This window comes from Nocardioides fonticola, from assembly GCF_039536805.1.
In the GTDB taxonomy this organism is placed as follows: Bacteria; Actinomycetota; Actinomycetes; order Propionibacteriales; family Nocardioidaceae; genus Nocardioides; species Nocardioides fonticola.
The window spans coordinates 72,681-98,102 of record NZ_BAAAZH010000016.1 but is presented as its reverse complement, the minus strand read 5'-3'; the positions used below and the strand labels follow the sequence as shown (position 1 = coordinate 98,102).

Below are 25,422 nucleotides of genomic sequence, written 5' to 3'. Positions count from 1 at the left end.
GGCATCCCGACACCGAAGGAGATCCCGATGGGCAAGTCCCTCTCCGAGCTGCGCGCGAATCCGCCGGTGGTGCGCCGAAGCGCCGTCGAACGAGTCTCGCTGCGCCCCGACCTGGTCGCGAAGCTCCAGACCCTGGTCAACGAGCTCGAGGACCTGGCCGCGCAGCGCAGCAGCGATCCTGATGGGCCGGCCAAGCCCCAGCGGCTCGCCGACCGCACGATCATGCGGCGCCGCGAGATCGAAGCCGACATCGAGGCGATCGCGGCCGAGATGACCGACTTCGAGGGCGACCTGACGCTCGAGGCACGGCGGCCGGACGGCGAGTGGGTGACCTGGTGCCAGCTGCACCCGGCCCGCCGGGCACCCGTGCGCAACCCGAGGACCGGGGAGATCGTCACCGACGGCGAGGCCGGATGGCAGGCCGATCAGCAGATCACCCTCGGCTACTGCAACTCCGAGGCCCTCATCGAGGACCTCGGCACCTACGCGGTCGCCTGGGACGGCGACGAGCTCAAGCCCGGCGACTGGGGCAGCACGATCGTCCTTGGTCGCCCCGACATGAAGCGCCTGGCCAGGACCGTCGTCGGACTGTACGAGAACGAGGAGACCGACCTCCCAAAATTGCGGAGGGACTTGTCGGCGACCCTGCGTCCCGGGCCCGGCTCGTCCTCGCCCGACAGCTCGGCATCTCCGAGCGACGGCTCCTCGGATGGGAACCAAGCTGGCGACACGACCACTACGACGCCGATGGAACCCTGACCGGCTACACCATCGTCCGCCAGGTCGAGCCCGAGTGGGACGACTTCCAGCGGGCACGGATGCTCGCGCTCGGAGAGTACGAGACCGGCGTCTGTGAAGGATGCGGCTGGCACGAGCAGCTCGCTGACCAGATCCATGTCACCGCGGACACGAAGGTCTGCCCGATCTGCGCTGGCCTCGACCGGTGGCGGCGAGTCCAAGCCGCTGCCGACAAGGCGCACCGCGACTCCCAGGGCGGCGACCCGGACCCACGAGCACCTGACCCGGCAGACGGCCGACGCACCCGCACCCGGGTGCTAACGGCCGACGAGGTCGAGGCCCACGAGGAGAGGCAGCGGCAGCGCGCAGCCCGCACCGGAGCGACGACGACGTCGTCCGCTCCCAGCGACGTCGAAGGGAGGTAGAGCATGTCGGTACGCCGCGAGTCGGTCTTCCTGTCCCTCGAGGACGACGGATGGGACACCAAGATGGCCAAGCACGCGGCCGCGACCGCGCTGCTCAACCGCGAACTCGACCGCCTCGACGGCGTCTCCGTACAGGCCAGCACCTCGGTGCGCGGAACCTCCGACGACGTCGACCGCCTCTCCACCTCCGCGGTCCGTGGGTCCTCGACGATCGACCAGTACTCCGGCCGGCTCTCGGTGCTCCTCCAGGCCGCTACCGCGTTCGGGCCCGCCATCGTCCCCGTCACCGCTGTCGCCATCCCCGCGATCACCGGCCTCGCTTCCCAGCTGGGCTTCGCCGCGGCCGGCGTCGGTGTGCTGGTCGGCGCGTTCCAGGGCGTCGGTGACGCCCTGAAGGCCGTGAACGAGTACGGACTCGACCCCACGACAGCGAACCTGGAGAAGGTCCAGGCCGCCATGGAGCAGCTGTCGCCGCCCGCTCGTGCGTTCGTGATGGCGCTTTCCGATCTGGTGCCCGAGCTGCGCGACCTGCGTGACGCTGCGGCCGAGGAGATCTTCCCGGACTGGACACAGTCGCTCACCGACGTCGAGCGTCTCCTCCCCCGCGTCGAAGGCGTCGTCCGCTCGGTCGCCGGGGCGATCGGGGACATCGGCGCCAACACCGCGGAGTCCCTGGCCGGCCCGGAGTGGCGCGACTTCATCCGCTTCACCGAGCAGGAGGCGCGGCCTACCCTGCTGACGATCGCAGGCACCCTCGGCTCGGTTGCACATGGACTGGCCGAGCTCTGGATGGCTACCCAGCCCCTCAACGACGACTTCGGAACCTGGCTTCAGGACTCCGCCGCACAGTTCGACGGGTGGGCCAGTGGCCTTGCCCAGACCCAGGGCTTCGAGGACTTCGTCGACTACGTCCGCACCACGGGCCCCGAGGTAGCCGACACCCTCGGATCGATCGCCGTCGCCGGCGCGAAGATCGTCGAGGCCGCAGCGCCTCTCGGCGGCCCGGTGCTGAAGTCCCTCGAGCTGGTCGCCGACGTCGTTGGTTCGATCGCCGACTCCGACTTCGGCACGCCCCTGTTCGCCGGCCTGACCGCGATGTCGGCGTTCTCACTGGCAACGCGCGGTCTGGAGTCGGCGCTGAGGACCGTCCCGATCCAGAAGGGTCTCGTCGAGCCCCTTCGTGCGTTGCGCACCGAGGTCCCAACCCTTCGCGAGTTCGGCACCTACGCGGCCTATCTCGGCCAGTCCAACAAGTACGCCAGCGAGCAGACCCTGGCTGCCCGCCAGTCGGTTCGCTCCTACGTCTCCCAGCTCGGCCCGGCCGCAGCGGTCATCGGATCCGTCGCGATCGCCTCAAGCGGCCTGGGAGACAAGCTCGGCCTCACGAACACCGCGGCTCTCGGCCTCGCTGGCAGCATCGCCGGCCCCCTCGGCATCGCCGTCGGGTCCGCCGTAGGCCTGACCCTGGATCTCTCGGCCTCTGTGCAGGACCTTCAGGGCGCGATGGCGGCAGCAGATTCGGCGCTCGACACCGGAAGGGTCGTCGAGATGAAGCAGGCCCTCGCCGAGCTGCAGAGCCAGTTCTCAGGGGTGTGGTTCGACGACAACGCCGTCCGCGGGCCGCTGCGCCGGCTCTGGGCGACGATGAACGGCGACGTCGCCGACACTGAGGAGAAGGTCCGCCACCTCCAGGAGGCCATCCGTGACGCACGCCGCGGCGACGCGCTCACGCAGCTGTACGGCGAGACCACCGGCCTCGGTCGCGCGCTGCGCACCGCGGCTTCCTCGGCCGACCAGTTCAGAGACTCCTTCAAGTCGCTCAACAGCGTGCTCGACCGGTCCGGGAGCCTGATCGCCTACGAGCAGGCCCTCGACGACCTAGCCAAGTCGATCAAGGACAACGGGAGCGCCTGGGATGTCGCCGGCGAGAAGGGCCGCGCCAACATCTCCGCTGTCAACCAGGTCATCTCTGCCGCGATCACCCGCAGCAACACTCTTAAGGACGCCGGCAAGGGCCTCGCGGCCCAGCGGATCCTCGACCGAGCACTCACCGATCTGGACACCTTCCTCGGGAAGAACAAGGACGCCCGCGCCGCGGTCGCCGACCAGATCCGAGAGCTGCGCCGCCTCTCGAGCGAGGCAGCCCACCCCACGATCGACGCCGACACCGGCCCCTTCAACAAGAAGACCGACAAGGCGAGCCGCGACCTCCAGGAACTCGACGGGGACCACGCCAACCCGTTCGTCGACCTGTACACCGCGGGATTCGACCGGGACGCCGAACGGACCCGCCAGAAGCTCCGTGACCTGGACGGCGACACCGCGACCGTCTTCATCAAGACGATCACCACGGCGATCGGCGACGCCTCCGGCGGACTGTTCGGCGGCCGCGGGTCAGCCTCTGGCGGTACCGTCCCGAAGACCGGGCTGCCCTACGCTGACCGACACCCTTACCTCCTCGCCGACGGCGAAGAGGTCATCTCGAACCGACACGGCCAGGCCGACCGGCACCGCCCGCTGCTGAAGGCCATCAACGCCGGCCGGCTCGCCGAAGGCGGCACGGTTGGGCTGGTGCCGTCGACCTACGCCTCCACCGACCCGGCCGCGCGCGCGAGCACGCGGCTGGCGGCCGCGCTCGACGACGCGACGTCCGCTGCCCGCCGCGAGCTCGAGCACCGCAAGCGGCTGCTCGACCGGGAGTTGCAGCGCGACGAGGCCGAGGCCCGCGCTGCCAAGGACCGCGTCCAGGCGACGAAGGACGAGATCGCAAGCATCGCGGACGCCGTGAAGTCCGCGCTCTCCAGCCAGCTGTTCCCGTCCAACTCCCAGGGCTATCGGTCGCTCAACCTGCCGATGCCGGCGGACTTCTCGAGCTGGGACCCGGAGCGGCAGCAGCAGTTCCTGCGGCAGGCCGCGATGGCGGAGTACCAGGCCAACGTCGGGCTGGGCTACGGTGCGAAGCCACCGACCCCTGAGGGCGTGCTCCGCGGCGACATCCTCCAGACCAAGCAGCTCCGGTCCCTGGTCGCCCTCCTGAAGGACAACGGGCTCAACGGCCGAGCGTTGAGCGAGCTCGTCCAGCAGGCCCTCGAGACCGGCAACCTCGACGCGCTTGAGCGGTACGCCGCCGACCCGCGTCTCACGCAGCGTTACGAGCGGGACTTCCGCGAGCGCGACCGGCTCGCCGGCCAGCTCGGCCGCGACGTCGGGATGGGTGCGCTCGGGGGGCTGCTCAGCCGCCAGGAAGCCGCAGCCCGGGCGGCGAACGCTGAGGTGCGAGAGACGAACCGCCGGATCCGGGCCCTCGAGCGTCAGCAGGCCGAGCTCAACAAGACCGCGGCCGCGCAGCTGAAGGCCACGAAGGGAGTCGGTGACGACGTGGGACGCGTGATCAACCATGGCCTGTGGACCGGAGTGAAGGGCCGCGCCCGGTGATGATCGCCGAAGAGGCGTGGGAAGCCTCCATTGACGACTTCGACTTCTCCCCGGCCGCGCAGCGCAACAGCGAGGTCAAGGTCCACCTGTACGGGCTGCGCCGAGGTAGGCCCGAGCCGATCGTGAAGGTCATCGAGAGCATGGTCCGCGACGGTGACCTTGAGTCGGTCATCGCACACAAGAACCGCGACCTGGTGCTCCTGGCTGCATTCGAAGGGCACGACCCTGACGCGCTCGCCGAGAAGGAGGAAGAGCTCGCGCTGGCGATCGCCCGTGCCCGGACCTTCCGGTGGACCCCGTCCGCCCTGGGCTCCGCGACCACCGTCTACGACCTGCACTACGGCAGCCTGGCGTTCAACGACGACAGCGACTGGGACATCGATGAGCTCGATGGGCTGCGCACGTGGACCATCGAGCTGCGCGCACGGCCCTTCGGCCGCTCCGACGTAGAGATGACCGCGACCGCCGGCGCCGCGACCGGTGGCACCGACACCCAGGTCAACGCCTGCGACTCCCTGACCGGGTGGACCGCTGTCGCACCGCTTCCCTCAGGGGGTGCTGGGACCCTGTCGATCGACACGGACCGGTACTTCGAGGGCGGGAAATCGATCCGCATCAACCCGCCGTCGTCGAGCGAGGCGCCGCTGGGTGGCGGCTACTACACGTTCACGCTCGAGGGCGCTGCCGAGCTGACCGGGCTGTCCCTGTCGCTGGCGGCGACGCCGTTCCTGTCGGTGAAGGTCGACGGCACCTACGCGTCCGCACGCACGGTGCGGATGTGGGCCGACGGCGTCGAGCTCGCGGACGCCGGGTCGACATATGTCGGTGGTCCGACGGGCGCGTTCTACATTCACAGCTTCCGGTGCACCGACACGTCGGTGTCGAAGCTGCGGGTCCAGATCAGCGTCTCCTACACCGTCTACGACCCCAGCTTTCCCACTGGCACGCTGTCCGGGCCACCGCTGATGGGGATCCGGTTCGACGACGTCCGCCGCGGCCCCGTGCCGGCCAACGCCTCGGCAACCGGGCGTGAGACGACGTCGATCTTCCCGATCGCCGGATCTGCCCGCACCGAGGCCTCGATCGAGATTGCTCACGCCACATCCGGCCTCGGTGACGTGTTCGTTTACACCAGCCCCTACCTCGGAGTGACCGGCTACACACCGGACTTGCGGCGCTGGGCCACCACGGTCGCCGGCGATGGTGGTGGTGGCACGATCTCCGGGCGCACCGGAGCACTGGCCACCGGTGCCGGCACCACGGTGTTCCAGATCCCCGCCGCACCGCTGCCATCCGGCTCGTACCTGCTGCACGTCGTCGGGAACGGCGGCGCACCGACTGGGACGGTCACCGTCATCGCCCGCGTCCGCTCCGCGGCCGGGACCGTGCTCGGGGACCGCTCCTACACGATGACACCGGCTGTGCTGCCCGGAACCACCTCGTTCGCCGTCCTAGGCGCGCTCACCCTCCCCACCGTCGACCTGCCCGAGGGCACCGACTGCGTCGTCGAGCTCGACATCGCGAAGGTCGGCTCCGGAGGCTGGTCGTGGGACGAGTTCCTGCTCTGCCACGTCTCGGACGACGCCGCCATCACCGCGGTTGCTGCCGGCACTGGCGCGAAGGCCCTCGGGGCCGCGAACAACCGTCTCTGGATCGACGCCCCCACCCCCGAACGGTCCGCCGGCGGGATATTCCTCGGCACCGACCCGGCCCGCGCGGACGCCTACCACGCCGGCGTCGTCGCCGGAGCCTGGGGCGAGCACCAGCTCGTCCCCCGCTACACCCCGATCTTCGTCGCGAACACCGGTGCCGCGAACCCCAGCATCACCGCGCACTACTGGCCACGGTGGCTCTTCCACGCCCGCGACCTCAGCGGCTGGACGGGCGTCTGATGTTGCAGCTGCGCATCGGTGGGCTGCCCGCCCGGGCGATCGCCCCGCACTCCCGCCTGAAGTACTCCCACACCGTCAACGGTGGGCCGCTCGCCGCGTCGTGGACCATGCCCCTGCCACGGGGCTTCACCCACCCGCTGCTACGGCGGGGAACGCTGGTGGAGATCCTCCTCGGCACCTGGCGGATCTGGGTCGGCACCCTCACCGAACCCGACCGCGCCGGATGGACGTTCAGCGCCGACGGGCTTTTCCGGCGAGCCGAACGGTTACTTGCCCTGGACTCCGCCGGCGCGCCGACGACCAACCCTGACACCGCCGTCTACCAGGCCACCCTCACGTCGACCGGGCGCCCGGTGCCGCTCCCGTGGGTCTACCCGGCCACCGGCGGACCGTTCCCTACGACGTCGACGTCGACCTCGCTCGAGGCCGCTGCGCAGCCGGTGTACATCGCCAACCTCCTCGGCGACCGAGCCCAGAAGGACGCCAAGGTCTGGGGCATCGATCCCGTCACCATGGCGCCCTACTACCGAACCGTCCCCACCACCGCGAACACCGGCATCGTGCCCGGCACGCCGGCGCTCCCTGTCTCCGACGACGACTACGCCACCCGCCTCGTCGGCCGCCGGGTCGCGACCGTCGCCGGCACCCCGCCGACGCCGGCGACCTATGCCCCCTCGACCTCGAACTCCGCGGCCGCGGACGCCTCCGCACGCCGCTGGGGCGGCGCGGAGGAATGGGTCGACCTAACCGACCGTGGACTCCTCTCGGGTCCCGATGCCGTCACCATCCTCAACCTGATGGTCGACACCCAGCTGTCGAAGCCGTCCTACACGGCCGACCTCCCGAACCTCGGCCGAGGCCAGATCATCAACCTCGGGGGCGCGCCGATAGACCCGCGGCTGGTGTGCGCCGGCCAGGTCGGCGGCGACATGCGGATGATCCGCCAGCACGGCGTCCTCGACACCGAAGGAGTCCTCGTGCCCGGCCAGGCCGTCGAGTGGGTGCTCGGCGCCAGCGAGTACGACGAGGAGACCGGGACGTTGAAGCTGTCTCCGCTCGGCAAGGCCGCGCGCACACTGCCTGAAGTCATCCAGGTCGCCACTGCCTCCGGCCCGGCCTACGAGCTACAGGGCACCCCCCGGTGACCGACGAGCCGGCCGACCAGGTCGACGAACCGCAGTCTGGCTTCGACATGCGGCTCATCCCCGGGCCCCTGCGCCGGCCCGTCGGTCCCGACTCCTTCACCGGTCTCACCGACGCCGCCGTGACCGAGATCGATGCCGCCGGCGTGTGGTTCGCCCGCGATCTCACCGACGACGAGCGCACGGCGATCGCCGCGTTCGTCACCTCGAGCGACGACTCCGACCTCACCGCCCGCGACCTCCTCGCCCGCGCCCTCGACGGCACCGGCACCGGCCCGGCCATCAACCTCGCCGAGCTCGCCGCCGCCTACCTCCTCGGTCGACCGCTCCCCGACCCGGTCTTCTCGCCACCCGCCCCGCCGACACCTCAGGAGTAGAAGTGGCCATCACCACCCGCACGCTCACCGCGTCGATCGAGGACCTCCTGGGTCAGCCGATCAACCACCCCGAGCGTGTCCGCGTCGTCGTCCGCACCAACATGGACCCCGGCCAGTCCCCCATCGACCAGGAAACCGGCGCGCTGCTGCTCGGAACCGGTGTCGTGAAGGTCGCCCCCAACGGCGCACTCTCCATCGGCGGCCTCATCGACTCGGCGGCCAACACGACGGACGACGTCAACCCCGACCCCGCCACCCTGCAGTACCGGGTCGTGATCGAGTACACCGACCCCGGGACGCTCGAGGTCGGCCACTGGGACTCGGGGTGGTTCTCAGTCACCGCAGACGGCCTGCTCGGCGACGTCGTGGCCGAGCAGTTCGTCCCGCCGACCTGGATCACCACCGCGATCGCCACCCTGCAGACCTATGTCGACGCCGCCGAGGCTGCCAAGGCCGACGCAGAGACCGCCGGCGCCGGCGTCCACACCGACGCGACTGCGGCCGCGAACTCCGCCACGGCTGCCGCCAGCTCGGCGACCGCCGCCGCCGGGTCGGCGACTGCGGCGTCGACATCCGCCGGGAACGCCGCCACCTCAGCCACCGCTGCGGCCGGCTCCGCGACCGCGGCAGCCGGCTCAGCTGGCTCGGCATCGACTTCGGCCGGGAACGCCGCCAGCTCGGCCACTGCGGCGAGCACCGCAGCCACCTCAGCTGCCAACGCCAAGACCGCGGCCGAGTCCGCCCGGGACGCCGCCCAAGCCGCTCAGACGGCCGCCGAGGCTGTGGGAACGACCAACGACACGGTCATCGCAGGCCGCATCAACGATTCGGCATCGTCGACCCGTACCGCTCTCAAGCCGCTGCTCAACCAGACCGTGGTCCGGGTCGCCGACTACGGCGTCAAGGGCGACTGGACCGGCGGCGTTGGCGGCTCGGGCACCAACGACACGGCCGCTCTACAGGCGCTTGCGGACGCCGTTCCGGACGGCACCACCCTGGTGTTCGAGCCGGACAAGACCTACCGCTTCGACAACCTGCTCATCTCGGGAAAGGTCGTCCACCTCGACTTCAACGGCGCCTCTCTCGTCGTCAAGCCCTGGGATGGCGTCGCCACAACCGCGCAGCCCGCGATCCACGTCACTGGCAGCACCACGACCGCCCGTGCAATCACCTCACCGGCCGCGGGCGCGACATCGGTGACGCTCACGACGCCGGCGCAGGCTGCCGACTTCGCCGTGGGTGACTTCGTGGTCATCTCCAGCGACGAGGTGCTCACCGGCTGGGACGGCAACCGCAACCAGGTCGGCCGTCGCGAGGTGAACTACGTCTCCTCGGTCAACGTCACCACCGGCGTCGTCGGCCTGTCCTCGCCGCTGGAGCAGCCCTTCACCACGACCCCGAAGATCGCCAAGATCAACGCGCTGCTCGAGCCGTCGCTGCGCGGCATCGAGAGCATCACCCAGATCGACACCGGTGCATGGTCGACCACCAACGACGACTTCGGTGGCGTCGACACCAACACGCCGCACCTCATCAACTTCCGGTACTGCATCCGGCCGCGCGTCGAGAACGTCTCCGCTGTCGCCTGGGACATGCAGGCGCTCGTCTTCTCCTACTGTGACCAGCCCTACGGACAGATCTCTGGCCGGCTGCCCTACCGGCCTACGATAGGCGGGCACGGCTACGTCGGCCGCATGGTCGTGTGCCGCGACGGACGCTTCGAGCGCCTGTTCTCCTACGGCGTCCGGCACACCGCCGACTACGTGATGTCGATCGACTGCGGCTCCAGCAACTGCGTCGCTGTCGACACCGTCATCTCCAGCTATGTCGCGCACGGCATCCAGAACTTCCGGGCCTACTCCATCGATGACGTCGTCCACCAGTCCTCGACGAGCGCCTACGGCTGGGGCATCGGCAACCCGACCTTTGGCGCCGACTACGGCTTCACGATCATCCGACCGAAGTTCCGCGGTGTCGGCCAGGCTTTCCGCGCGAACTACGGCTCGACCGACCTCACAGTTCTCGACGCCGACGTGGTCACCGACCGACGGCCGTTCTACTGCTCGGTCGGCGTCAACCGGATCACCGTCCGCGGCGGCCGGTACCGGATGACCAACGCGGCGTCCACCACCTTCGCCGCCGCCGACGGCCTCTTCGACATGCGCCAGTCGGAGACCTCGGCGCCGTTCGGGACGACGATCACCACCACCGCGGCGAACGGTGACGTGACGATCGAGAACATCGACGTCTACGGCGCCACCCAGCACATCGCCGCCGAGACCACGGGCGACGTCATCACCCGCGACATCCGCTGGCACTCGCCCTCGGAGAACTACGGCGGGTCGACCTTGGTCTACCTCTACACCACCGCCCCGCGGAACCTGATCGTCGAGCGACACCTCATCGACGGGGGCAACGTCCGCAACCACGTCCGCACCCTCGTCACCCCGACCGGGCGCCAGGAGTACGTGCGCAACAGCGCTAAGGCGACCCTGGCGAACAGCATCGTCGGCACCATCACGGCCTCGTTCGTGATGACCGGCAACCGCTACACGCTCACCGACGGAACCACCGCGGTCGCCTACAGCCTCACCGCCTCGAGCATCGACACGCTGCGAGCACAGGGCGCCTACATCGTGGGGAACTTCCCCTCGACCTACGACGACCTGAGCGGAGCGACCTCGACGAGCTTCGGACGATCGCTGCTCACCGCCGCCGATGCCGCTGCGGCCCGATCTGCCCTCGGCGCCCGCCCGGCGTTCACTGGCACCCTCGGACTTACCACGGGGCGCTACTTCTTCCCTGGCATCACAGGCGTCAACCCCGGTACCAGCAGCACGCTCGGAGTCGGCACTGTCCGCGCGTTCCTCTGGTATCAGGACGTCGCGGTCACCCTCTCCGCGATCGGCGCCGAGATCGTCGCCGCATCGACCGATGCGGGTGCGGTTCTCCGCATCGCCCTGTGGACGCCCGACGCGACCACCGGGCTGCCGGGCTCGCTGGCCTCAGGGAGCGAGGTGACGATCGCGGCCGACTCGACCGGCGTGAAGGACGCGGCACTGTCGTCCTTCTCGCTGACGGTCGGATGGTGGGCGTTCAGCGTCACCGTGCAGAACTGCACCGCACAGCCCACGGTGCGGACAGTCGGTCAGGCGTCGACGCTCCCGATGTACCTGCCTGCGATCCCTGGCGCCGCAGCTGGCGCCGTCGGCATCGGGCACAGCTCCACCGTCACTGGGACTATGCCCTCGACGTTCTCGCCAAGCGGGTCCGTGGGTTCCGTACCGCGCGTGCACATGAAGGTCGCCTGATGCCCCCGCCGAACCTCCCTGCCTGCCTGGCGTGGGTCGCCACGGAAGCGACCGACCCGTCCTGGCCCTGACCGGCCCCGAGTCCACCCATCGTCGTGACGCCTCCCCAGCAACGCGACGCCCGATCTCGGAGGCGACGTGACGAAGACCCCGACCCCACTGGTGCCCTCACCGATCGCGGCCCTGATGGCGGTCATCCTGACCTGCTGCATCCCGCTCAACATCTGGCTCGACTCCGCCTCCCCGGACTACTCAGGGGCGCAGGCCAACTACCTGCTGTCCCTGCTGATCGGCGGCATCCTCGGCGTCGACATGACCCGCGGCCTGCGACGCAGCAGCCGCGACGACCGGGACGAGGACGACGACCGGTGAGCGCGGACGTCCTGACCACCGCCGCCGGGCTTCTCGGGTACTGGCTCGGCGGCTTCGGCATCGGCGGCCTTCTCGGGTGCGCCGCGAACCTGTTCGACGCACAGAGGAGACACCGATGACCAGCCCACGACGAACGGGTCTGCGGCTGCGGATCAACGCCGCTCTGCACGCCATCAGCGAATCCGAGACCTACCGGCTCTACGCCCCCGTGATCGCCGGGGTGTGCGTGTTCGTCGCGACCTGCTCGAGCATCGGCACCTTCGCGGTCTACCGCACCCAGGCCGAGGAAGCGACCCGCCGCGTCCAAGCGATCGCCGGCATCCAGCAGTGCTTCGACGAGTACGCCGCCGCGTCCTCGGCCACCAGCAAGGCCGTGCGCCGCGCCTCGGTCGCGGTGTCCGAGGCCACCGCGAAGCGTGACGCCGCACTGAACCGTTGGGCCGGCACCGTCCTCGCGTTCATCGGCGGGCGCACTGACCTCGACGACGTCATGGCCGCCATCACGGCCTTCACCGCAGCCGGCCACCGCCTCGACGTCGCCGCCGACCGGCTCGACCTGGTCCGCGAGACCCACCCGGTGCCCGACCCGCCCTCCTCGTTCTGCCCTGTCCAGCCCTAGCCGCTGAGCCCACCCATAGCCAGGCCCCCGTCGACCGGACGTGCGACGGGGGCCTGTTCACGTCCACCCACGTCCCAGGAGGCAGCCATGCCCGAGCACGACCAGCCCGCCGACACCGGCCTCATCACCGAGGCCGATTACGAGGCCGCGCACGCCGCGACCCCCACCAACTACGACGACATCCTCGTCGCCATCACCGCACGCTCCTCCCAGGACGACCTGGGCGAGGACGGCGCCGGCGTCACCCCCGCCACCCCCGGCCAGGCACTGGCCAACGCCCGCGCCCTCTCGGTCGGCGACGTGTTCGTCGACGTCGGGAAGTGCCTGGCCACCGTCCGCGGCCGCGAGTTCCTCATCCCCGCGATGTGGCCCGACGCCGAGACCGCCTGGGAACAGGCCGACGGGAAGCACCCCACCACCGACCCGACCGCGATCCCCCGCGGCGCCGTCGTCTACTGGGTCAACGGCCGCTACGGCCACGTCGCGCTCTCCGCCGGCGGCGGGATGTGCTGGTCCACCGACTACCGGCGCCCCGGCTACGTCGACCTCGCCCCCATCGCCGCGCTCGGGCCCTGGTGCCGCGGCCACCTGGTCGGCTGGGCCGAGGAACTGAACGGCATCGACGTGTGGCCGCACACCACCCGGCCCCCGAAGCAGGTGTTCGGGCTCGACGACCGGATCCGCGTCGTCCGGGCAGCGCTGCGCGACGCGAAGGCCGCCGACGCGCCGGGCTGGCGCATCGCGGGCCTGGAGGCGTGGCTGGAGCGGCTCCACAAGCGCTACGCCGCCCAGCAGGCCCAGCACGGCAAGGCGGGCCGGTGAGCGTCCGGGAGCGGGTCGCTGGCGCCGGCGAGCGCGTCGTGGCCCGGGTGCGGCGGCCGCGGCTGCGGATCCTCACCTGGAACGTCAAGACCGGTCGGCCCCTCGCGCAGGTGCGTGGCCCGCTCGACGCCTGGATCCGCGACCACCGGCCTCACGTCGTCGTCCTCCAGGAGTGCTACACGATCGCCCGCGGCCTGCGCGCCGTCTACGAGCCGCTCGGCTGGCAGGTCATCCATGACCCCTCGAACCACCCGGAGGCCGACGACGTCGTCATCCTGGTGCGTGCTCGCCGACGGATCGTGCGCCGCGGCTGGATCCAGCACCTGTTCCCGTGGGTCGGGCCTGTGCACGACCTGCAGCGGAAGGGCCGCTCGTTCCCGTGGGTCGAGTTCGACTTCGCCGGCCACCGGATCCACCTGGTCGGGCTGCACCGCATCCCCGTTCCCGGGCGCAACGCCCCTAGCTTCGAGGACGAGACCCAGCTGCTCGTCGACGCCGAGGCCTCGATCCCGGCCGGCCGGGTCCGGGTGTGGATCGGGGACATGAACATCCGCGCGCTCGAGCTGCTCCGCTTCGCCCGCCAGCTCGGCGGGACCGCGCACCCGGGCGCCGGGTACGACGCAGCGATCACCGACCCCGACGTCGACGTCGAGATGACCGAGCTCGACCGCGGCGGCTCCGACCACCGCGCCGTCCTGGCCACCCTCCGACTCCCCCGCCAGCGGAAGGCGCGGCCGTGAGCACCCTCTCGCCCCGGCAGATGTTCCTCCTCGACATCGCGTGCGCGCCGCTCCGTGAGGCGTTCGGCGAGACGCCGTACCTCGTCGGCACGACGATGGAGCCCCGCGGCGACCGCGCGCCCCGCGACGTCGACGTCCGCCTGATCCTCGACGACAAGCGGCACGCGAAGCTCACGAAGGCGATCGGCTCCGACGGCATCTCATTCCTCGGCCTCGCCGTCGGGCAGTACCTCGCCAGCCTCACCGGCCTCCCGATCGACTTCCAGATCCAGCAGCAGACCGCCGCCAACGACCACCACGGCGGCAAGCGGCGCAACCCGCTCGGCCTACGCTCGCTCGCCAACTTCTCCGGCGACGCGCCGATCGGGAAGGCGAAGCCGTGAGCGAGACGGACCCCGAACCGCTCGACGACCGGACGCCGCTGGAGAAGCTGACCGACGCCATCCGAGAGTTCGTCAACGCGATCGACGACGAAGCTCCGGTCCTGATCCGGGGCGCGGTCGTCACCTGGGAATCCACCATCCTCACGGAGGACGGAGACGCGGCCTTCAAGGTCGGCTACGCCTCGTGCGAGGGATCGAGCATGGCCAGCACGATCGGCATGCTCGAGCTCGCCCGACGCCAAGCGGTCCGCGAGATGCTCGACGAGGACGGCAACCAGTGACCGCCCCCGCGGTCGACCCGCTCGAGGAGGAGCGCGGCGGCGTCCACCTGGTCGTCGAGCCCCTCCTCTGTGTCGCCGGCGGCATCGCCGGCGGCCTCCTCATCGGTGCCGGCGCCGTACTGGCCGCTAGCCGAGCAATGAACCGGGCCGCACGCCGGCCCTCGACCGCCTCCGGGAGGAAGCGATGACCACCACCGCCCACAGCCGCAGTCTCCGCAACCCCCTGTCCGGCCCTGTCCGGTTCGGCCTCTACGCGGCGTCCGGCGCGCTCGGCGTCATCGGCACCGCGTGGGTCACCCGCGACGTCGGAGCCACGATCATCGCCACCCAGACCTGGGTAGCCGGGCTCGCCGTCGGCAAGGTTGATCTGTCGAGCTGAGGTTTCGCCCGGCCGCTCGCCGGGCAGGAGCCGGGCACAACTTCACATCGTCCTGAGATGAGGAGCCCTCACGGGCACCTCGCACCAGCGCCCCACTCGCCTACGCGGCGGGTGGGGCGCTGTTCTGCGTTGTCAGCTATCTAGATGAGGACGAGCAGCAGGACGGTCCACATCGCGACGCAGGCGCTGAGGACGCTGGCCACGGCCGTGTAGGCGATGACGTAGTCGCGAATGCGGGTGCGTCGCCGCTTAGGCGGCACGCTGACTCGGGTTCGGATCTGGACGGCGAAGGGGGAGGCCACGTTCGCCGTCAACGGCCGGGCCACGAGCAGGGTTACGGCAGTTCTCACGGATGTGATCCGTTTCAACAGGATGGTCTGGAGCAGTGAAACCCCGTGGGGTGTCGATGCTTTCGTAATGGCGACTCGGTGTCTCTACTCTGATGGAAAGGTCGGCCGGTCTACATGGCTCGTGGACTGCGTGATGGGAAGTGGCACCTTCTACGCCGACCTCGCCCCTGGCCGGGAGGAGCCGTGCCCCCGCATTGATCGGCTCCCCCCGGCTTGGTCGGTGCCATCCCGGTCAACCCCACGTCTCTCGCCTACATGGCGTGGGCGCTGTCCTGCGTTCCGGGTCAGGCGCTGGGGCGGCGTCCGGGCTGCCCGGGGCGCAGCGAGGAGCGGACGATGGCCCAGGTGCTGCCGATCTGCACCGCGGCGAGGGTCTTGGACTGGATCCGCTGTGCGATCGCCTGCCGGGAGACGCCGAGGATCTCGGCGGCCTCGGTGACCGAGACGAGGTCGGGGACGACCTCGAACCCGAACCGGCGGTCGAACTCGGCGGTGGTCATGAGCTCGGCGGCGATGGCCGGCGCGCCGGTGGCCTTCTCGACGACGGCGATCGCGGTGGCCGAGGCCTGGGCGAGGCTGGTGGCCGGGAGGGTGATGGTGGCCTCGAGGAAGCCGCGGGCGCTCTCGCTCAGCGAGGCGTGGTAGGTCTCGAGCTGGTCGAGGATGTCGTCGACGTCGTCGGTGGTGGTGTCGCGGCGGTCGACCTCGATGATCGCGTTGTAGCTGGTGTTGGTCTTGGTGGTCATGGTCCGGTCCTCGTTCCCTGATGTGGTGGTGTGTCACGATCGGGGTCCGAGGACCGGGGCGATATGAGCGCCCCGGTCCTCTTCCCTGCTGGCCTAGGTCGGCCAGCGGAACCCTGCTCGGCGGAGCTGGGCGAGCGCGTTCTTGAAGGCCCGCCAGTCGCCCGGCTTGCCAGAGAACGTCGTCACGTACTCCTCGCCGTTGAACACGGCGAGGCGTCCCCGCCGGGTGAGCCGGATCTCGAAGCCCTGAGCTTCGAGGGCCTGGATCACCTTCTTGAGGTCCTTGTCCATCATGATCACCTCCTTTCCTTTCGTTGACAAGTACAGGATACCTCAAAGGTTTCTGAATGACAAGGGTTTGAGGGAGACAGGCACTGGTCTGTCTCCGCCCCGGACTACCGTCCGGCCCATGGCCGACTCCGTGGAGATGCTGACCGCCCGCCTGCTCGGCACCGCCCGCCGGCACGCGATCGACAAGACCCCGGACGACGTCGCGATCGCCGAACTCCACACCATCGGCCGCGTCCCCTCGGTGCTCGGCCGCGCCGCCGGCGTCGCGCTCGGCGGCTGGCAGCACGACCCCATCACGCACCCCTGGTCGCCGCGCATCGGCGCGCTCCTTGAAGCTGCTGGCGCCGACCTGGCTGCCCGGGACGCCGAGGCCGCCGTCGTGCTCGCCCGGCTCAGCACGCAGCAAGGCCGGGCTCGGCATCCGTGAGGGACGCCCTAACCCTCGGGCGGACGCGGTTAGGCTCGACCGCTGACCAGCTACACGCTCAGGGACTTGATTGCCGCCCGCATGCGACGCTGCATCTGGAGGTGCGCGAGCTCGTCCTCGGGGTGGGGCTCGGTGCGATCGATGACGTGAACCTCGGCGACGCGCCCGGACGGCGAGCGCACCGCCAACGTCTGCACCGACCGACCCAGGAGCCTGCCGGCGCGGCGTCCGCATCGGCGGACCGCAGCCACCCGGTCCTCGTCGTCGACGACCCGCTCGGTGTAGTAGCCATCTGCTCGCAGCGCATCGACGATCAGCTCGGTCAGCTCGGTCAGCTCAGTGTCGCCGGGCGGGCTCGAACTTCCCATGCATCAGAGCCTCTCCCGCCGGTGACTGCCCGGCAACGTCCCGCTCATCTGGCCTAGGCCGGCCGGGCCTCCGCCGACACCGTCGGCCAAGAACACTCTCACTCACCCCGCGAGGTCGTCTCGATCGGAAGCGGCGCATCTGCGGTGGCGAGATAGCCGCCAGCGACCACGGGCCCGAACAAGCCGAAGAGGAGGCTGCTGAGGTCACCGTTGAAGAAGAACAGCAGCAGGCCAACAAGTCCCGGCGCAAACCCCCACACAAGCGCCTTCCCGAAGGTCTTCACGATCCATCCAGCGAGCACGGTCAGGTGCAGGTCCAGGTTCTCGTTCAACGTCGTCTCCTGATCACAGTGGTACGGCAGCACCGACCTACTCGGCATGCCGCCCCGGGGGTTCGGTGGCCGGTTCAGGAACTGCGGTCGCTCCCCCGCCCAACGAACACCAACCCAACCGGAAGCGCGGCCGCGAGGACGACGAGAACGATCGTCGTAGTCCGGCGGGTACCGAGGGCGTCGTCGCAGGCCTGCTTCGCCTGCACAATGGAAGCTCCGAGCCCAGCGGCCCGTCCGGCCAGTTCGCTCTCGCCAAGGCTGTTCGCCTGGCGGTAGGAGCTCTCGAGGTCTCCCAACAGGTCCTCGACGTCGTCGTCGCCGTACTCGGGACTCACCCAGGTCCCGCAGGTTGCACCGTCAGGGCTCGTCGGCAGGAACGTCGCCGCGAGCGCGCCGCCGAAGAGCAGCAGGCCGGTCACGATCGCGAGCCTCGTCATCATGCGCATGGCCGGGATGCTGCCAGCTCCCAGCTTGCGGCCGCCATCCCGTCTGGCCCGCCACCCGCGACCGTCCGATAAGCACACTTATCGGACACGGCCCGGTGTGTCGGCCCCCAGACCGTCGGAGCCGACCTCCACCATGGAGCCATGCTCAGCTCACCGTGAGGGCCGGCCGCACCGTCGGCCGCGACCTCTTCGCCTCGATCGCCGACCGGCCGATCAACCTCGCCCCGCATCTGCGCGACGGCACCGTCGCTGTCACCCCCACCGCCTGGCTGATCGGCACCGCCCCGATCCCCGACATCGAGTTCGCCGGCCTGCAGGCCCGCCACCTGGTCCGCCAGGGCATGGCCGACATCCTGGCCTGGCTCGGCGAGGACGTCGGACCGCCGCCGATCCAGTCCGGCCGCGGCCAGCAGTTGCTCGACCGCCTCCTCGCCGCCGGCGGTGCATCGTGACGACGGCCCGCGACGTCGCCGCCGAGCTCCGAGACCTGGCCGAGCACCTAGCGCCCGACCTCGCGCTCGAGCTGTACCGCCTCCAGGACCTCGAACGCGACCACCAGGACGCCGTCCAGGAGATCTCCAACCTGCGCCGCGCGCTCCACGAGTCCACCGTCATGGTCGGCGAGCTCCGCCAGCGCACCGTCCGCGCCGAGACCCAGCTCTCCGAGCTCGGCGCCGAGGAGATCCGCCGCGCCCGCGCCCACGCCTTCATGCACGGCACCGGCGTCGTCCGCATCACCAGCCGCGGCCGCGGCCAGTTCGCCACCCTGGCCATCCACCCCGACGACGTCACCATCCGGACCCGGCCATGAACGCCCCCGACCCGCGCCTCCTTCCCGCCCCGCCGATCGCGCGATCGCGCTGCGAGGGATGCCACCGCAACATCGTCTGGGCCATCACCGTCGCCGGCCCCAACGGCCGCGGCGGCAAGCTCATGCCGCTCGACCCGCTCGAGGACCTCGCCGGCAACGTCGCCGTCACCCCCACCCCCGGCGGCCGGCTCACCGCGCGAGTACTCCACGCCGACGAGCAGGTCGACCGCCCCATCGAGTACTCCGCCATGACCCACTTCGCCACCTGCCCCGCCCGCAGCAAGCCCGAGATCCCCGCCCAGATCATCGACCTCCAGGCCGAACGCCGCCGACGAGCACGACGTCGCCACCCAGCAAGGAGCGGCCGGTGAGCATCTGCCGCCACCGCCTCGGCGCCGCCTCCATGCTCACCAGCTGCCTCCAAGCCATCGGCGGCTGCAGGTGCGCCCGCGAGATCCACGCCGAGCTCCTCGACCAGCAGGCCGCCGCCGGCGCACTCGCCGCCGCGGCCACCGTCGACCCCCAAGACGACCAGCCGTGACCCTCGACCCCATCGCCCAGGCCTACCTCGACTGGTGCGAGCGCGAACGCGTCCCCGCCAACACCGTGCGCCGACGCCGCTCCGTCCTACGCGCCGTCCCCCGCCCCGGCACCATCAGCCGCCTCGAGATGGAGACCTGGTGGCGCAGCCGCGACACCTTCCCCGACGGCCGGCCACGCGCCGACTCCTCCCGCGCCAACGAGCTCGCCGTCCTCCGCTCGTTCTACCGCTGGTGCTCGATCTGGGAGCACCGCACCGACGACCCCACCGCCCGCCTCCTCGCCCCCACCGTCCCCTCCTCGGTACCCCGGCCCGCCGCACGCACCGAGCTCGACCGGATCCGCGAGCACGTCGCCGACAAGCCCGAGCTCCGCCGCGCCGTCATCCTCGGCGCCTACTGCGGCCTGCGGGTCTCCGAAGCCGCCCGAGCGACCTGGGGCGACGTCGACCTCGAGTTCTGCGTCCTCACCGTGGTGGGGAAGGGCCGCAAGCGCCGCCGGGTGAAGGTGCAGCGCTCGATGCTCGACGAACTGCTCCCCGCCGACGACCGCTGCCCGGTCGCTGCGGTCAACATCGTGACCGGCACCGCGGTGCCGCTCGAGCCCGACGCGCTACGCCAGCGCGCCAACCGCGCCTTCCGCGCCGCCGGCGTCGACATCACCTTCCACCAGCTGCGCCACCGCTACGGCACCCTCGCCTTCCAAGCCACCCGCGACCTCGTCGCCGTCCGCGACGCCATGGGCCACGCCTCGATCTCCACCACCGCCGGGTACGCCGCAGCCGCAACCGAGGTCCAGGACACCATCGCCGCGGCGGTCCTCGGATGAGCGTCCGACCCCGCTGGGACCAGCTGGTCTACCGGCCCAACGAGATCGCCGACCAGGTCGACGACGTCGACGACCTCGACGACGCCGCCGCGGCAGCGGCCCTGCACCAGCACGCACTCGACCAGATCCGCCGCACCGAGATGCAGCTCATGAACCCACCCACCGACCCCGGCCTACGCGCCCGCCTCGAGCGGGACCTCACGACCTGGCGCCGCGTCGCCGCCGACCACGCCGGCCCCGCCACCGCCAACCACTTCGAGGCCGGCGCCGGCGACCGGAAGCTGTTCTAGCCCTCTCAGGCCGGCCGACCGCGGCGCTGAGCAGCCCGGGCGGCTCGCAGGCGTTGCAGACGGCGCACGGTCTGCGGGTCGTGCGCGAGCGCTGCCGGGTCGTCGAGGAGCGCATCGAGGCGCTGGAAGTACTTCGTGATGCTGATGTCGAAGATCTCGCGCACGACCGTCTCCTTCGCGGCTGGGTACTTCCACCACTGGCGCTCGAGGTCGAGCATCGCGCGGTCGCGGTCGGAGAGCCCTTGGCTGTCGAGCATGTCAGCAACCTTCGCAGGCCCCACCGACAGTTCCGTCCCGGCCACTGTCCTCACGACGTCCTCACGGGAGGCCCGGGAAGCAGAAGAGCCGGTGTCCCGCTTCTGCGGAAACCGGCTCTGACCTGCGACGACTGCTGGTGGGCGATACTGGGTTTGAACCAGTGACCTCTTCCGTGTCAAGGAAGCGCGCTACCGCTGCGCCAATCGCCCTAGGTGGTGCTGTGGAGGTGGGTACGGGATTTGAACCCGTGTACACGGATTTGCAGTCCGTTGCCTCGCCTCTCGGCCAACCCACCATGGAGGCCCAACCAAGAGAGAGACCTCTCCGAGCGGACGACGAGGCTCGAACTCGCGACCTCAACCTTGGCAAGGTTGCGCTCTACCAACTGAGCTACGTCCGCCTGCGCTCCGGGCTTGGCCCGGCGTGCGACAGGAACATTAGCCCATGCCCTCAGGGGCGCCAAATCCGGGTGACGTCGGCGTTTCGTCGGTGCGAACGGCACCTGCGGACGGCGTCCTGTCGGGGTCCGGTCGGGGTCCGGTCGGGGTCCCGGAGCCCTACCGTGAGGCCATGCGCGCATGGATCGACGGCCGCCTGCTCGACGCCCCGACCGGGCCCGCGGTCGCCCTCACCGACCACGGCTACACCGTCGGCGACGGAGTCTTCGAGGCGCTGAAGGTCGTCGGCGGTCGCGTCCGCGCGCTGGAGATGCACCTCGACCGACTCGCTGCCGGCGCCCAGACGCTGGGGCTGCCCGAGCCCGACCGCGACGCCGTCCGCGACGGGATCGCGGCGGTGCTCGCCGACCAGGACGCGCCGATGATGCGCTTGCGGGTCACGCTGACCGGCGGCCCCTCGCCGCTCGGATACACCCGCGGCGAGGGCGCCGGGACGCTGTCGGTGATCGCCACTCCCCTGGCTCCGCCGGCACCGTCCGCGGTCGTGGCGACGGTGCCGTGGCCACGCAACGAACGCAGTGCGGTGGCGGGGGTGAAGACCACGTCGTACGCCGAACAGGTCGTCGCGATGGCCGAGGCGCGGCAGCGCGGTGCCGACGAGGCCGTCTTCGCCAACCTCGCCGGGCATCTGTGCGAGGGCGCGAGCAGCAACGTCTTCTACGTCGTCGACGGCGAGCTGCGGACGCCGTCCCTCGCGTCGGGGTGCCTGCCGGGCGTCACGCGGGCGCTGGTGATCGCCTGGACCGGAGCCCGCGAGGTCGACGAACCGATCGCGACGGTGCTGCGGGAGGCGAGCGAGGCGTTCCTGACCTCGACCACGCGCGACGTCCAGCACATTCGCCGCTGGGACGGCGTCGACCTACCCCCCGGTCAGGTGACTGCCGCCACCGCACAGATGTGGCGGGAGCGAGAGAACGAACTGCTGGACGTCGCGCGTTGAGGTCCCGCCGAGCGGGCGGGGCGCCCCCCTCCTGGCGCCCCGACCGTGTGGCGGGCGAGGACCCTGGCGGGCCCCCTCATGCAGAGAGAGGGCGCAGGCGGCGAACCATGACGCGATTCCGCAGAACTTTTTTTCCGCGGACGTCCTGGTGCCCGGATCCGGGCCGCGGGGAGCACCGCGATGTGAACCCCACCGACCTCATGCGCTACAGTCGGCGACCGCAGCCCCCCGGGGCTGGAGGGGCGATTGGCGCAGTGGTAGCGCGCTTCGTTCACACCGAAGAGGTCACTGGTTCGAACCCAGTATCGCCCACCGTTTCACCTCAGGTCACGGGCCGGTCTTCCTGTCGGGAGCCGGCCCGATGCCATGCCTGCCACGGAGTGGCACGACGCGGGCACGCAGCGGCGAGCAACGGCGGTTCAGGGCCTCAGACGTCCCAGCCGAATCCGAGCCGGGCGACGTAGCGCAGCACCGCGACGAACGCGAGGACGCCGAGCAGCACGAGGCAGACCTGAGCGAACGCCGGGCTGCCCTGCTCCCTGTCGGCTCGCGCACCCATGAGGGCCGAGTTCGTCGCAGTCGAGTGGAGCGAGTCGGCGCGATACGCGTCTCCTGGCGGCCCGACCGGACGCCGGTGCTCGCTCCACGCCTCGCCGTCCCACCAACGCTCGAACGTCGCGTCGTGAGGATCGGCATAGAAGCCCGCCGGAGGTAGCTCGGCCATATCCGCAGGCTAGTGATGGGAGGCACCGCTGCGGCAGGAGGACTAGGCCGATCGGGCGCAGGCGGAGACCCCATCGCGGCTCCAGTCGCTCCCCTCCTCGACCACGGTGAGCCGGCCGATGCCCGGGTCGTCTGGATGGGGACGCCGGCAGGAGGACGGGACGAAGGGCCCGGTGCACACGTGTCGGAGTCCTCAGGTCGCTCGCCACCCGCATCGGAGAAAGTAGGCCGCACAGAGGGCAACCTCTCGGAAGCGCAGCGGGGTCGGCTGGGGAGTCACAGGCTGCGCTTCCTGGTCGCTCCGCCCGGCTGCGCAGGGCTGGGCGGGGCGACCGACCTCCGTCCACGCCAGGCACGCCGGTCTACGGTGGAGAGCATGGCTCTGGCCGCTCTTCCCGTCCCGCTGCTCCTCGAGGTCGCCCGCATCCGCCCGCGCGGGCTCTTCCTCTTCGGACACCATCCGGTGGCGCGGCTGATCGCGCTGCTGATCGTCATCGCCGTCATCGCCCTGGTCGCGCGCCGCCGCCCGTGAGGCGTGCGGCGCCGTCGCGGCTCCCGGGCGCGCCCTAAGGTGTCGCCATGGTCCGCATCCTGCTGGTCGAGGACGACGAGCACATCCGTCGCTCGCTCGCGCGGGGGCTGACCGAGCAGGGGGCGAGCGTGGTCGCCGTGGGCACCGCGGTCGAGGGCATCCGCTCGGTGAGCGCCGACCAGCCCGACGTCGTCGTCCTCGACCTGGGGCTGCCCGACCTCGACGGCTCCGACGTCCTCGCCCTCATCCGCGCCTCCAGCGACCTGCCGGTCGTCATCGCCACCGCCCGCGACACCGAACGCGATGTCATCCGGCTGCTCGACGCCGGCGCCGATGACTACCTGGTCAAGCCGTTCTCCGCTGCCCAGGCGATGGCCCGCATCCGCGCGGTGCTGCGCCGGGTGGGTGCCACCCCGGACGCCGACCCGCGCGTCGTCGTCGGCGACCTGGTCATCGACCCGTCCCGTCGCCTGGCGACCCTGGCCGACCGGCCGCTCGACCTCAACCGCAAGGAGTTCGACCTCCTCCTCGCGCTGGCCTCCCGCCCCGGCGAGGTGCTCAGCAAGCGACAGCTGCTGGCCGAGGTGTGGCAGCAGCCGTGGGGCGGCGCCGACCGCACCGTCGACGTCCACCTCTCCTGGCTGCGCCGCAAGCTCGGCGAGACCGCCGCCGAACCGCGCTACCTCCACAGCGTGCGCGGGGTGGGCGTGACGCTGGCCGAGCCGGGCAGCCGATGAGGCGCAGCCTCGGGCTGCGGGCCCGCATCCGGCTGCTGGTGCTGGGGTCGGTGCTCGCCGTCCTCCTGCTCTCCGCGATCCCGCTCACCCTGCTGCTGCACCGCGCCGCCGTCGACGACGTGCGCGGCAACGCCATCGACACCGCGCAAGGTGTCGCCGACTACGTGTCGACCTCCCCCACCCGCAGCGCCCTGAAGGCCTACGTGCAGCGCGCGAACCAGCGTGAGGACGCCGCCGCGGTCACCATCGTCTGTTCCGACGGCACCGTGCTCGGCGCCGCGCTGCCCGACGACGACGTGCTCGGCGCCGAGAAGGGCGAGGAGTACGGCGACCCCGACGACGACCGCTTCCGCCCGACCTCGCAGGTGCGGGTCGTCGACGTCGACGGCGGCACCCTCGTCGCGATCGGGGTGCGCGACCCGACGTCGACGATGCGCGAGGCCGACACGGTCGTGGCGTTCGAGGACGACGACCGCGTACGCGCCACCGTGCTCAGCCGACTCGGCGTCGCCGGTCTCGCCGGACTCGCCATCGCCGCCCTGGCCGCACTCGCCGGGGAGATCGTGAGCCGGCGCATCGCCCGGCCGTTGGCGGTGACCGCCGACGTCGCCGACGCCCTGGCCGCGGGCGACCTCTCCGCGCGGGTGCCGGACGACGGTCCGCCGGAGGTGCAGGCCGTGGCCGGAGCGCTCAACCGGCTCGCCGGGCGCATCGACGAACTGCTGATCGCCGAGCGCGAGGCGATGGCCGACCTCTCCCACCGCCTGCGCACCCCGCTCGCCGCCCTGCGCCTCGACGTCGAGTCGCTGGCGGCCGACCCGGCACGCGCCGAGGTCGCCGGCGACCTGAACGCACGCCTCGACCAGCTCGAACGCACCCTCACCGAAGTCATCCGCCAGGCCCGGCGCACCGAGCGCGAAGGGGCGCGACCGCACTGCGAGCCCGCCGCGGTCGTCGTCGAGGCCGTCGCCTTCTGGCGTCCGCTGGCCGAGGACCAGGGCCGCGACCTGGTCGAGGAGATCGCCGCCTCCGTGCCGCCCGTGCGGTGCACCGAGGAGGATCTGCGCGCCGCCGTCGATGCACTGCTGGAGAACTGCCTGGCCCACACCGAGGACGGCGTCGGGCTGGCCGTGCGGCTCGCCTCCGATGGCCAGGGGCGGGTCGTGCTCGAGGTCGGCGACCGCGGGCCCGGCTTCGACCCCGCCGTCGTGCTGCGCGGCCGCAGCGACCGCGGCTCGACCGGGCTCGGCCTCGACATCGCCCGCAGCCTCGCCCACGCGACCGGCGGCGACTTCGCCGTCGAGCGCGAGGGGCGCCTCCCCGGTCTCGACGGTTCCTGGACCGTCGTCCGGATGACCCTCGGGCCCGCCTGACAGCCGCGGCCCAGCCTGATTTGACCTCCTTTTGAGGGTCGGTTGGCGGGGGGCTG

Annotated in this window: 34 protein-coding genes and 4 tRNA genes; 27 read left to right on the top strand and 11 right to left on the bottom strand. The window is 71.1% G+C overall.

Going from position 1 to position 25,422, the window contains the following annotated elements:
* Positions 1–27: 27 nt before the first annotated feature.
* The 15 genes from ABD671_RS12195 (at position 28) to ABD671_RS12125 (ending at position 14,916) form a co-directional block, all read left to right on the top strand.
* Positions 28–759, top strand: coding sequence for an HU family DNA-binding protein (locus ABD671_RS12195; RefSeq protein WP_344733648.1), 732 nt, complete (start codon positions 28–30; stop codon positions 757–759).
* Positions 760–1,166: 407 nt separating this feature from the next.
* The gene (locus ABD671_RS12190) at positions 1,167–4,598 is read left to right on the top strand and encodes a hypothetical protein (RefSeq protein WP_344733647.1); all 3,432 of its coding nucleotides are present in this window, start codon (positions 1,167–1,169) and stop codon (positions 4,596–4,598) included.
* Complete coding sequence (locus ABD671_RS12185) at positions 4,595–6,490, top strand: hypothetical protein (RefSeq protein WP_344733646.1); 1,896 nt, start codon at positions 4,595–4,597, stop codon at positions 6,488–6,490. The genes ABD671_RS12190 and ABD671_RS12185 overlap by 4 nt, the downstream gene beginning before the upstream one ends.
* Positions 6,490–7,635 (top strand): hypothetical protein, encoded by a 1,146-nt coding sequence (locus ABD671_RS12180; protein ID WP_344733645.1) that lies wholly within the window; start codon positions 6,490–6,492, stop codon positions 7,633–7,635. Before ABD671_RS12185 ends, ABD671_RS12180 begins: the two co-directional genes overlap by 1 nt.
* The gene (locus ABD671_RS12175) at positions 7,632–8,009 is read left to right on the top strand and encodes a hypothetical protein (protein ID WP_344733644.1); all 378 of its coding nucleotides are present in this window, start codon (positions 7,632–7,634) and stop codon (positions 8,007–8,009) included. The genes ABD671_RS12180 and ABD671_RS12175 overlap by 4 nt, the downstream gene beginning before the upstream one ends.
* Positions 8,010–8,011: 2 nt before the next feature.
* Positions 8,012–11,320 (top strand): hypothetical protein, encoded by a 3,309-nt coding sequence (locus ABD671_RS12170; protein ID WP_344733643.1) that lies wholly within the window; start codon positions 8,012–8,014, stop codon positions 11,318–11,320.
* A gap of 138 nt (positions 11,321–11,458) precedes the next feature.
* Entirely contained in the window at positions 11,459–11,692 is a 234-nt protein-coding gene (locus ABD671_RS12165; protein ID WP_344733641.1) for a hypothetical protein, read from the top strand.
* The gene (locus tag ABD671_RS12160) at positions 11,689–11,811 is read left to right on the top strand and encodes a hypothetical protein (RefSeq protein WP_344733640.1); all 123 of its coding nucleotides are present in this window, start codon (positions 11,689–11,691) and stop codon (positions 11,809–11,811) included. The genes ABD671_RS12165 and ABD671_RS12160 overlap by 4 nt, the downstream gene beginning before the upstream one ends.
* The gene (locus ABD671_RS12155; protein ID WP_344733639.1) at positions 11,808–12,311 is read left to right on the top strand and encodes a hypothetical protein; all 504 of its coding nucleotides are present in this window, start codon (positions 11,808–11,810) and stop codon (positions 12,309–12,311) included. Before ABD671_RS12160 ends, ABD671_RS12155 begins: the two co-directional genes overlap by 4 nt.
* A gap of 87 nt (positions 12,312–12,398) precedes the next feature.
* The gene (locus ABD671_RS12150) at positions 12,399–13,133 is read left to right on the top strand and encodes a hypothetical protein (RefSeq protein ID WP_344733638.1); all 735 of its coding nucleotides are present in this window, start codon (positions 12,399–12,401) and stop codon (positions 13,131–13,133) included.
* Positions 13,130–13,873 (top strand): endonuclease/exonuclease/phosphatase family protein, encoded by a 744-nt coding sequence (locus tag ABD671_RS12145; RefSeq protein WP_344733637.1) that lies wholly within the window; start codon positions 13,130–13,132, stop codon positions 13,871–13,873. Before ABD671_RS12150 ends, ABD671_RS12145 begins: the two co-directional genes overlap by 4 nt.
* On the top strand, positions 13,870–14,256 hold the full coding sequence (locus tag ABD671_RS12140; protein ID WP_344733636.1) for a hypothetical protein: 387 nt from the start codon (positions 13,870–13,872) through the stop codon (positions 14,254–14,256). The genes ABD671_RS12145 and ABD671_RS12140 overlap by 4 nt, the downstream gene beginning before the upstream one ends.
* Positions 14,253–14,537, top strand: a complete 285-nt coding sequence (locus ABD671_RS12135; protein WP_344733635.1) for a hypothetical protein — start codon at positions 14,253–14,255, stop codon at positions 14,535–14,537. The genes ABD671_RS12140 and ABD671_RS12135 overlap by 4 nt, the downstream gene beginning before the upstream one ends.
* On the top strand, positions 14,534–14,725 hold the full coding sequence (locus ABD671_RS12130) for a hypothetical protein (protein ID WP_344733634.1): 192 nt from the start codon (positions 14,534–14,536) through the stop codon (positions 14,723–14,725). Before ABD671_RS12135 ends, ABD671_RS12130 begins: the two co-directional genes overlap by 4 nt.
* Entirely contained in the window at positions 14,722–14,916 is a 195-nt protein-coding gene (locus ABD671_RS12125) for a hypothetical protein (protein WP_344733633.1), read from the top strand. Before ABD671_RS12130 ends, ABD671_RS12125 begins: the two co-directional genes overlap by 4 nt.
* A gap of 140 nt (positions 14,917–15,056) precedes the next feature.
* On the opposite strand, the gene ABD671_RS12120 is transcribed toward ABD671_RS12125, so the two are convergent.
* From ABD671_RS12120 to ABD671_RS12110, 3 genes are all read right to left on the bottom strand, one after another.
* Positions 15,057–15,266, bottom strand: a complete 210-nt coding sequence (locus ABD671_RS12120; protein ID WP_344733632.1) for a hypothetical protein — start codon at positions 15,264–15,266, stop codon at positions 15,057–15,059.
* 284 nt (positions 15,267–15,550) lie between these two features.
* Positions 15,551–16,012, bottom strand: a complete 462-nt coding sequence (locus ABD671_RS12115; protein WP_344733631.1) for a helix-turn-helix domain-containing protein — start codon at positions 16,010–16,012, stop codon at positions 15,551–15,553.
* A gap of 93 nt (positions 16,013–16,105) precedes the next feature.
* Complete coding sequence (locus ABD671_RS12110) at positions 16,106–16,306, bottom strand: hypothetical protein (RefSeq protein ID WP_344733630.1); 201 nt, start codon at positions 16,304–16,306, stop codon at positions 16,106–16,108.
* Positions 16,307–16,421: 115 nt separating this feature from the next.
* Between ABD671_RS12110 and ABD671_RS12105 the strand changes: the two genes are divergently transcribed.
* On the top strand, positions 16,422–16,730 hold the full coding sequence (locus ABD671_RS12105; protein WP_344733629.1) for a hypothetical protein: 309 nt from the start codon (positions 16,422–16,424) through the stop codon (positions 16,728–16,730).
* Between the two features lie 50 nt (positions 16,731–16,780).
* Here ABD671_RS12105 and ABD671_RS12100 read toward each other — a convergent pair whose 3' ends face one another.
* The 3 genes from ABD671_RS12100 to ABD671_RS12090 form a co-directional block, all read right to left on the bottom strand.
* Positions 16,781–17,098 carry a hypothetical protein gene (locus ABD671_RS12100; RefSeq protein ID WP_344733628.1) on the bottom strand — a complete coding sequence of 106 codons (318 nt, stop codon included), beginning with the start codon at positions 17,096–17,098 and terminating at the stop codon, positions 16,781–16,783.
* Positions 17,099–17,196: 98 nt separating this feature from the next.
* A complete protein-coding gene (locus ABD671_RS12095; protein WP_344733627.1) occupies positions 17,197–17,430 on the bottom strand; it encodes a hypothetical protein in 234 nt (77 codons plus the stop codon).
* A 74-nt stretch (positions 17,431–17,504) separates the two neighbouring features.
* The gene (locus ABD671_RS12090; protein ID WP_344733626.1) at positions 17,505–17,876 is read right to left on the bottom strand and encodes a hypothetical protein; all 372 of its coding nucleotides are present in this window, start codon (positions 17,874–17,876) and stop codon (positions 17,505–17,507) included.
* 155 nt (positions 17,877–18,031) lie between these two features.
* On the opposite strand from ABD671_RS12090, the gene ABD671_RS12085 reads away from it, so the two are divergent.
* The 6 genes from ABD671_RS12085 to ABD671_RS12060 are packed head-to-tail and all read left to right on the top strand — an operon-like array spanning position 18,032 to position 20,345.
* Positions 18,032–18,328, top strand: coding sequence for a hypothetical protein (locus ABD671_RS12085; protein WP_344733625.1), 297 nt, complete (start codon positions 18,032–18,034; stop codon positions 18,326–18,328).
* On the top strand, positions 18,325–18,687 hold the full coding sequence (locus tag ABD671_RS12080; protein ID WP_344733624.1) for a hypothetical protein: 363 nt from the start codon (positions 18,325–18,327) through the stop codon (positions 18,685–18,687). Before ABD671_RS12085 ends, ABD671_RS12080 begins: the two co-directional genes overlap by 4 nt.
* Positions 18,684–19,058 (top strand): hypothetical protein, encoded by a 375-nt coding sequence (locus ABD671_RS12075; RefSeq protein ID WP_344733623.1) that lies wholly within the window; start codon positions 18,684–18,686, stop codon positions 19,056–19,058. The genes ABD671_RS12080 and ABD671_RS12075 overlap by 4 nt, the downstream gene beginning before the upstream one ends.
* Positions 19,055–19,228, top strand: a complete 174-nt coding sequence (locus ABD671_RS12070; protein WP_344733622.1) for a hypothetical protein — start codon at positions 19,055–19,057, stop codon at positions 19,226–19,228. Before ABD671_RS12075 ends, ABD671_RS12070 begins: the two co-directional genes overlap by 4 nt.
* Entirely contained in the window at positions 19,225–20,055 is an 831-nt protein-coding gene (locus ABD671_RS12065; RefSeq protein ID WP_344733621.1) for a tyrosine-type recombinase/integrase, read from the top strand. Before ABD671_RS12070 ends, ABD671_RS12065 begins: the two co-directional genes overlap by 4 nt.
* Positions 20,052–20,345: a hypothetical protein gene (locus tag ABD671_RS12060; RefSeq protein ID WP_344733620.1), complete on the top strand. Its 294-nt coding sequence runs from the start codon at positions 20,052–20,054 to the stop codon at positions 20,343–20,345. Before ABD671_RS12065 ends, ABD671_RS12060 begins: the two co-directional genes overlap by 4 nt.
* A gap of 5 nt (positions 20,346–20,350) precedes the next feature.
* On the opposite strand, the gene ABD671_RS12055 is transcribed toward ABD671_RS12060, so the two are convergent.
* From ABD671_RS12055 to ABD671_RS12040, 4 genes are all read right to left on the bottom strand, one after another.
* Positions 20,351–20,602, bottom strand: coding sequence for a DUF3263 domain-containing protein (locus tag ABD671_RS12055; RefSeq protein ID WP_344733619.1), 252 nt, complete (start codon positions 20,600–20,602; stop codon positions 20,351–20,353).
* Positions 20,603–20,737: 135 nt separating this feature from the next.
* A tRNA-Val gene (locus ABD671_RS12050) sits at positions 20,738–20,812 on the bottom strand.
* Between the two features lie 12 nt (positions 20,813–20,824).
* Positions 20,825–20,898, bottom strand: a tRNA-Cys gene (locus ABD671_RS12045).
* Positions 20,899–20,930: 32 nt separating this feature from the next.
* A tRNA-Gly gene (locus ABD671_RS12040) sits at positions 20,931–21,003 on the bottom strand.
* Positions 21,004–21,173: 170 nt separating this feature from the next.
* Here ABD671_RS12040 and ABD671_RS12035 point away from each other — a divergent pair.
* Entirely contained in the window at positions 21,174–22,001 is an 828-nt protein-coding gene (locus ABD671_RS12035) for an aminotransferase class IV (protein WP_344733618.1), read from the top strand.
* 240 nt (positions 22,002–22,241) lie between these two features.
* A tRNA-Val gene (locus ABD671_RS12030) sits at positions 22,242–22,313 on the top strand.
* A 115-nt stretch (positions 22,314–22,428) separates the two neighbouring features.
* On the opposite strand, the gene ABD671_RS12025 is transcribed toward ABD671_RS12030, so the two are convergent.
* Positions 22,429–22,725, bottom strand: a complete 297-nt coding sequence (locus ABD671_RS12025) for a DUF2510 domain-containing protein (protein ID WP_344733617.1) — start codon at positions 22,723–22,725, stop codon at positions 22,429–22,431.
* 375 nt (positions 22,726–23,100) lie between these two features.
* Here ABD671_RS12025 and ABD671_RS12020 point away from each other — a divergent pair, with 375 nt between their 5' ends.
* Genes ABD671_RS12020 through ABD671_RS12010 form a run of 3 tightly spaced genes read left to right on the top strand, consistent with a single transcriptional unit; the run spans position 23,101 to position 25,366 of the window.
* Complete coding sequence (locus ABD671_RS12020; protein ID WP_344733616.1) at positions 23,101–23,256, top strand: hypothetical protein; 156 nt, start codon at positions 23,101–23,103, stop codon at positions 23,254–23,256.
* A 47-nt stretch (positions 23,257–23,303) separates the two neighbouring features.
* Positions 23,304–23,993 carry a response regulator transcription factor gene (locus ABD671_RS12015; RefSeq protein ID WP_344733615.1) on the top strand — a complete coding sequence of 230 codons (690 nt, stop codon included), beginning with the start codon at positions 23,304–23,306 and terminating at the stop codon, positions 23,991–23,993.
* Positions 23,990–25,366: a sensor histidine kinase gene (locus ABD671_RS12010; RefSeq protein ID WP_344733614.1), complete on the top strand. Its 1,377-nt coding sequence runs from the start codon at positions 23,990–23,992 to the stop codon at positions 25,364–25,366. The genes ABD671_RS12015 and ABD671_RS12010 overlap by 4 nt, the downstream gene beginning before the upstream one ends.
* The last annotated feature ends 56 nt before the right edge of the window (positions 25,367–25,422 follow it).